The 6,413-nt window shown below is 43.2% G+C and carries 5 protein-coding genes and 1 other RNA gene; 1 reads left to right on the top strand and 5 read right to left on the bottom strand.

What is annotated here, in order from left to right:
• Nucleotides 1–217: 217 nt before the first annotated feature.
• From nagP to CWC28_RS20805, 5 genes are all read right to left on the bottom strand, one after another.
• The gene (gene nagP / locus CWC28_RS20825) at nt 218–1,522 is read right to left on the bottom strand and encodes an N-acetylglucosamine MFS transporter NagP (RefSeq protein WP_105181201.1); all 1,305 of its coding nucleotides are present in this window, start codon (nt 1,520–1,522) and stop codon (nt 218–220) included.
• Between the two features lie 198 nt (nt 1,523–1,720).
• The gene (locus CWC28_RS20820) at nt 1,721–2,887 is read right to left on the bottom strand and encodes an FAD-dependent monooxygenase (protein ID WP_105181202.1); all 1,167 of its coding nucleotides are present in this window, start codon (nt 2,885–2,887) and stop codon (nt 1,721–1,723) included.
• Nucleotides 2,884–4,065, bottom strand: a complete 1,182-nt coding sequence (ubiH, locus tag CWC28_RS20815; RefSeq protein ID WP_063700521.1) for a 2-octaprenyl-6-methoxyphenyl hydroxylase — start codon at nt 4,063–4,065, stop codon at nt 2,884–2,886. The genes CWC28_RS20820 and ubiH overlap by 4 nt, the downstream gene beginning before the upstream one ends.
• 8 nt (nt 4,066–4,073) lie before the next feature.
• Nucleotides 4,074–5,399 carry a Xaa-Pro aminopeptidase gene (gene pepP / locus CWC28_RS20810; protein ID WP_105181203.1) on the bottom strand — a complete coding sequence of 442 codons (1,326 nt, stop codon included), beginning with the start codon at nt 5,397–5,399 and terminating at the stop codon, nt 4,074–4,076.
• A gap of 20 nt (nt 5,400–5,419) precedes the next feature.
• The gene (locus CWC28_RS20805; RefSeq protein ID WP_063700525.1) at nt 5,420–5,983 is read right to left on the bottom strand and encodes a UPF0149 family protein; all 564 of its coding nucleotides are present in this window, start codon (nt 5,981–5,983) and stop codon (nt 5,420–5,422) included.
• A 194-nt stretch (nt 5,984–6,177) separates the two neighbouring features.
• Between CWC28_RS20805 and ssrS the strand changes: the two genes are divergently transcribed.
• Nucleotides 6,178–6,361: non-coding RNA, 6S RNA (ssrS, locus tag CWC28_RS20800), on the top strand.
• Nucleotides 6,362–6,413: the final 52 nt, after the last annotated feature.

Here is a 6,413-nt window from a genome sequence, read left to right as displayed (position 1 = left end):
AGGTGCTAACAGCATAGTGTTTTTTTTTGGGGTTGGAATACCTCCCTATTTGACTTTTTTCGGCGTTAAAACACCTCCTACAACTCGCATCTCGTCCCTCGAAACTCGTACCTTTACTCTTTCCCCTCGAAACTCGCTAACTTGTTTATTTACGATCAAAAAAGCCGCGATGATGGGCGTACCGCGGCTTTGCCTAACTTGAAAATAATCTACTGGATTACTTCCAGCTTCTCATCTTATGGCCTTTTAAGGCGTAGAATAAAATGAATACATAACTTGGGATCATCACAATGTAAGCGCCTTGTGCGCCTAGGCCTGCTACGTTTCCTAAACCGATTAATAATGGACCAAGTGCACCACCAGCAATACCCATGATCAATAAGCCTGATGCAGTGCCTGTTAAGCGACCTAAGCCAGCTAAAGCGAGTGGCCAAATTGCAGGCCAAACCATAGCATTAGCAAAGCCTAGTAACGCAATGCATAACAATGGGTCTGGTAATTGTGGGCCACCAAATGGCACTAATAATAGGTTTGAAATAATGAACGAGTCATTGCTGCCAAGTACCACTAACAACACGGTGATAATACCGGCAATACCCGACATTAATAACGCCGTTTGTTGGCTCATGAAACGTGGAATAGTCAAAATACCTATCGCGTAACCAATCAACATACACGCCATGGTGTAAGAAGTCATAACTGAGTAATCAGCAACGCCAATTTGTAATGCGTAAGAGCCAATGGTGTCTGCTGCAATAACTTCAACTGCAACATATAAAGCAATACCCACCACACCTAAAACTAAGTGAGGGTGCGCAAGGGCTTCTTTAATTTCGCCTTTACCGTTTGATGTTTCGTCTTCATCAAACACTAAGTCTGGTAATGGTGCAAATTTCGCAAACGCAGCAAATAACATGATTAAACCTGCAATCAATACATAAGGCATAATCAGGCTGTTCGCCATCATGTCTTTTTGCTCTTGCGATAATTTACCTGCGCCATCAACAACGCCGCTCACGACTACAGCAGCAAAAATAACAGGAACAATAACACCCGCAAATTTGTTTAATAAGCCCATGATACACACACGTACAGCGGCTGATTTCTCAGAGCCCATTTTCACCACGTATGGGTTAACAGCGGTTTGTAGCACGGTTTGTCCAACACCTATCATTAACTGTGCGAACAAGAAAATTTCGATCATTTGCAGTTTTGCTGCGGGAATATACATCAGCGCCGATAAAGCCATAATCGCACAGCCAATCGCCATGCCATTCTTATAACCAACGCGTTTGATCAGCATCGCCGATGGGATGCCAGCAACTGTTACTGCAATATAAAAAGAAGAGATGATAAACGAAGCTTGTAACGGCGAAAGCTCAAGCATTTGCTGCAAAAATGGTGTGATTGCACCATTAAGCCACGTTATACACCCTAAGATAAAAAACATTGAGCCGGCCAATACCATTGGCAGCCAGATGCTTTGTTTTGTGTTGTTGTCACACTCAACCGTTGCTTCCATAATTGTTCTCTTAGTTTAATTATTTTTATTTGGTTGGAGATTATAGTAAAGCTGTTTAATTTCCATACCAATCACAAAAATTTAATCATACACTAACAAAAATGACAGCGCTATCATTTTGCGTTCATATAAGTGCAAAAAAGCCGCAGCTAATTGCTTAACTGCGGCTTAAACTAAATAGTAACAACTAGTTAGATGTTATTTACCAATCGCTTCTTTTGCGAACAAATGTTTAATTGGGCCAAGGTTATCAACTAAGCTTAAACCAACACCACGTACGAATTTTTTCAGTGGGTTAGCGCCTGCAAATAGTTCTTTTAAGCCTTGCATCATGGCAATGTGTTTTTGTGCATCAAGCTTGCGAGTACGTTCATAATCACGCAGCGTGCGTGCACTTGCAAACTCACCTTGCTCATTACTTAATAGCTCAATTAAATAGGCGGCGTCTTTAAGGCCAAGGTTCATGCCTAAACCGGCTAATGGATGAATGGTATGCGCTGCATCGCCCATTAAAACCACTTTGCCCGACACCCACTGCTGGGCATAACGCATCTTAAGTGGAAACGCCATGCGCTCACTTTGCACTTCACATAAACCACATTGGCCATCGAGTGCTGCCATAACCGCTTTATTAAAGTGGCTATCATCAAGCGCTAAAAGTGTGTCGCAATGCTCTGGGCTTGTTGACCAAACAATTGAGTGCGTATGTTTATCTGGCAAGGGTAAAAACGCCAGCGGCCCGGTTGGCAAAAACACTTGGCGTGCCGTGTTGTTATGCTCATCAGCGGTTTTAACCGTGGCAACAATGGCGTGATGGTCATAATCTTTAAAAGTTATTGGCATGTTGAACTGCTTGCGAATAGCCGAGTTAGCGCCATCAGCCGCCACTAATAGTTTAGCAATAACAGGCTCGCCGCTTTCAAGAGTAATAAACACATCAGAGTCGGTTTGATGAATTTGCTGATAGCGAGTTTCGAACAATAAAGTAGCATTACTTTGCTTTTCAAGTTCGTCAATTAAAGCGTAGCGAATAATGTCGTTTTCGACGATATGACCTAGTTGCGGTAAGTCGAGATCGTTATGATCAAAATGAATTTTGCCAAAGCTATCTTGATCACGTACATCCATCGACGTATAGGGTGTAGCACGTTGTTTAATGATCTCTGGCCATACATTTAATGACTCAAATAAACCCTGACTAGCCAGACTCAATGCGCTCACGCGAAGTGCATAATCATCACCCGGTAAGGTTTGATTTTTACTCGCATCAATCACCACAACGCTGATATCTGCTTTTGCTAAACCAAGTGCTAGAGTAAGGCCAACACAGCCACCACCGACAATACAAACTTGTGCTTGTTTCATATCCGTTTACCTTGCTTAACCTGACCCATAAGCTGTTTTGCCAGCGGGGTTTTTAACGAGGAGAATAAATCCATTGAGAAAAGGCCAATACTGCGACCCAGCGCGAGCAATCGTGATGAGTTTGAGAACAAACGCACTAGGCTGTCTGTGAGTGTCATCACGGTTGTAATATCTTTACTGCGAGTTTGGCTGTAATAACGGGTAAAGGCGTAATCACCAAGATCGCTTCTATTTGCCATATCACACAATAATTGCACATCACGCAGGCCTAAATTAAAGCCCTGCCCGGCAATTGGATGAATAGCATGCCCTGCATTACCAATTAATACGGTACGATGGCTACTCAGTGATTCGGCTTTACCGTATACAAGTGGGTAACTTGCACGCATACCCACTTTACTAAATGAGCCACCGCAGTAACCAAATGCTTTTTGTAACGCAGCTAAAAAGGCATCGTCTTCAAGCGCCATAGTGTGCTCAATTTGCTCAGGTTCCATGCACCACACCAGTGAGTATCGGTTATTACTCATTGGCAACAACGCCATTGGGCCGTGCTCAGTAAAACGCTCAAAGGCATGATGATGATGACCACCAGCCACTTCGATGTTGGCAATAATCGCCGCTTGCTGATATGCGCGGGTATTAAATTCAATATTAGCCAGTTTACGGCTTTGCGAATGAGCGCCATCGGCAATCACCACAAGCTTTGCGCTTAACTGCTCGCCCGAGCTCAGTGTGATGTTGGCACAGTCGCTTTGGTATTCAAGCTTGGCAACCGTATCAGGGCAAAACAAACTAACATCAGTACGCGTAAGTTGCTGATGAAGGCTGCGCCCAAATGGGTTCACTTCGACCACATAACCAAGGGCATCATGACCGTATTCTTGGCAATCAATATGCGTTTTACCAAAATGACCACGATCAGATACAGTGACTTTTTTAATCGCTGCCGCAAATGGCGCTTGGCAATCAAACGCATTGATTGATTTTAAGTACTGAACAGACTGTTGAGCAAGCGCAATGCTTCTATCATCAAAGCTAGGGTGATAGTCTGCGCTTACTTCATTTGCCTCAATTACAGCGATTGATAACTGCTTATTGCTCTGTTTTAGGCCCAGTGCACAACTTGCACCCGCCATTCCACCGCCGATAATGACAACATCAAACTGCTTTGCCACGCTTGCTCCTAGCCTTTGTTTGCTTGCATCACTGCTTCAATGTCACGAATGGTTTTAGGAACCGAAATGGTCAGGTTTTCATGGCCATCTTCAGTGACAAGTAAGTTATCTTCAATACGAATACCGATGCCTTTATATTGCTCTGGCGCTTTTGCATCTTCGCTAATATATAAACCCGGCTCGATGGTGAGTACCATGCCCGGCTCAAATACGCGCTCTTTTTCATCAAGCTTATATTCGCCAACATCGTGCACATCTAACCCAAGCCAGTGACCAAGACCATGCATGTAAAATGCTTTGCACGCTTGGTTTGCCATTAGCTCATCAAGCTCGCCAGTTAAAATGCCTAAATCAATAAGCCCTTGCGTCAGTACCGTTGAGGCTAATTCATTGGCTTTCGATAAACTACCGCCCGGCTTTACTTGGCTAAATGCTGCTTCTTGAGCTGCTAATACAATGTTGTAAAGCGCCGCTTGTGGTTCGCTAAACTTGCCATTGATTGGGAAAGTACGTGTGATATCTGCCGCATAACCTTCAAGTTCACAGCCAGAATCAATTAATACTAAATCGCCATCTTTTAGCTCAGCATCATTTTGTGTGTAGTGCAAAATATTGGCGTTATCGCCACTGCCGACAATCGTGCCATAAGCAGGATGACGAGCACCATTCATTGCATAATGATGATGAAGCTCAGCTTCTAATTGGTATTCAGTTGCACCAGGTTTGGCAAACTGCATAGCGCGAATGTGGCCTTGTGCACTAATTTCGCACGCTGTACGCATAATGTTTAATTCTGCGTCAGATTTAAACAAACGCATCTCATGCACTAAACCACGAATATCTTTAATGGTATGTGGGGCTTTATAGCCTTTTTTAGGTGCGCCGCGAAGGGTACTTAATAAATCCCAAATTTTTGCATCAAAATTTGCGTAAGTGCCTTGTGCATAAAATAAAATCTGCTGGCCGTTCACCAAATCTAATAATTGTTCATCTAGTTCACTTAGTGGGCAAGTTGCGTCGAATAAGTACTCAGATTTAGCTTTTTCGAAGCCAATTCTACGGCCATGCCAAATTTCAGCTAGTTTGTCTTTGTTACGGCAAATTAGGGTACTTGGTGTATCGCTCGACGGGCAAAGCACTAAAACCGCATCCGGTTCGTTAAAGCCTGTTAGGTAGAAAAAGTCACTGTCTTGGCGAAATGCATATTCAGTATCACGGCTACGTGTTACTTCTCCTGCCGCAGGAATAATAGCGACACTGTTTTTATCCATCATCGCAAGCAAGCGCTCGCGACGGGCTTTAAATTCAGCTTTATCGATTGCAATAGACGACATGCTAAACCTCTATAATTTGATTAGTGAAGGGTCTTCTTAGGGTTTTTATCTGCTGGTTCTTTACCTAGCTCAGCAAAACATAGCAGCGCAGAAACACGCACATACTCAATCACTTCGTGCAGTGCTTGGCTGTCTTCTTCGGTCTCTTCAAACATGGTGTCTAGACGGGTAATTTCACTAAAATCGCTGATCACTTCTTTCACATCAGCTGATAACTTGCCGTAGTCTTTTTGCTTTAAACCAAAACCAAGCATAAAACCCGATACCCAAGATACTAAGCCATTGGCTTGATCAAGCAGTGTTTCATCATCGCTTGGTAAGAATAGGTCAAACTGAAATTCTTCATCACTAAAGCTGGCAACAACCTGAGAATACACGTTAGCAAAAAAGGCTTTTAAATCTTTACTGAAGGCAATGCCGTCGTTGAATACATCGCTTAATAAACCTAAGTATTCGTCGGCTTCAATATTGATGCCACAGGCTAATAAACCACTGATCACACCATGAGCTTCGGCTGGTGCGACAAAAATTTCATTCTTTTCTAATAACAATTGGGCTTGTTGGTAATCAGGTAACGTGCTCATAACTTTTTCTTTGTTCGGCTAAGTAACGTCATGCTACCACTCGATAAATCTCAACTCCAATTAATTGTATGATTGAGGTCAAAAAGCAATCTGAAAAGTAAATAAGCAGTTAAAGGTGGGGAAAAACTACGCGAACGATCCGCTTTTTTTGCTTATATGGTTTAAGGATTGAAACTTGTCTTATATACTGAAGGTGTTCCCTAGGGTGCAGGAGCTTGGTTAAGTCCCTGAGCCGATAAATTTTATGTTAGGGTTTCTGTTCGTTTGCTATTGTGCAGGCTCGGCATGTACCGAGAAGCCTACGGCATACCGCAGATTCCCGCCCTGAAACCTCAAGGTTTCAGGACTGACACCGGGCACCGCATACTTGGGGAACACCATCAAGCTATCAGCTATCAGCTATCAGCTATCTGATCTGACCCCGATAAAG

The sequence above is a fragment of the Pseudoalteromonas sp. S4492 genome (genome assembly GCF_005886115.1).
Classification (GTDB): Bacteria; Pseudomonadota; Gammaproteobacteria; order Enterobacterales; family Alteromonadaceae; genus Pseudoalteromonas; species Pseudoalteromonas gelatinilytica.
Note: the sequence above shows the minus strand (reverse complement) of the source record. Positions and strands in the feature narration are given on the sequence as shown.

What these genes read in the sequence shown, in the direction of transcription:
- CWC28_RS20805 (WP_063700525.1), bottom strand. Translation starts at nt 5,983, where the DNA reads ATGAGCACGTTACCTGATTACCAACAAGCCCAATTGTTATTAGAAAAG.
- CWC28_RS20820 (WP_105181202.1), bottom strand. Translation starts at nt 2,887, where the DNA reads ATGAAACAAGCACAAGTTTGTATTGTCGGTGGTGGCTGTGTTGGCCTT.
- nagP (WP_105181201.1), bottom strand. Translation starts at nt 1,522, where the DNA reads ATGGAAGCAACGGTTGAGTGTGACAACAACACAAAACAAAGCATCTGG.
- pepP (WP_105181203.1), bottom strand. Translation starts at nt 5,399, where the DNA reads ATGTCGTCTATTGCAATCGATAAAGCTGAATTTAAAGCCCGTCGCGAG.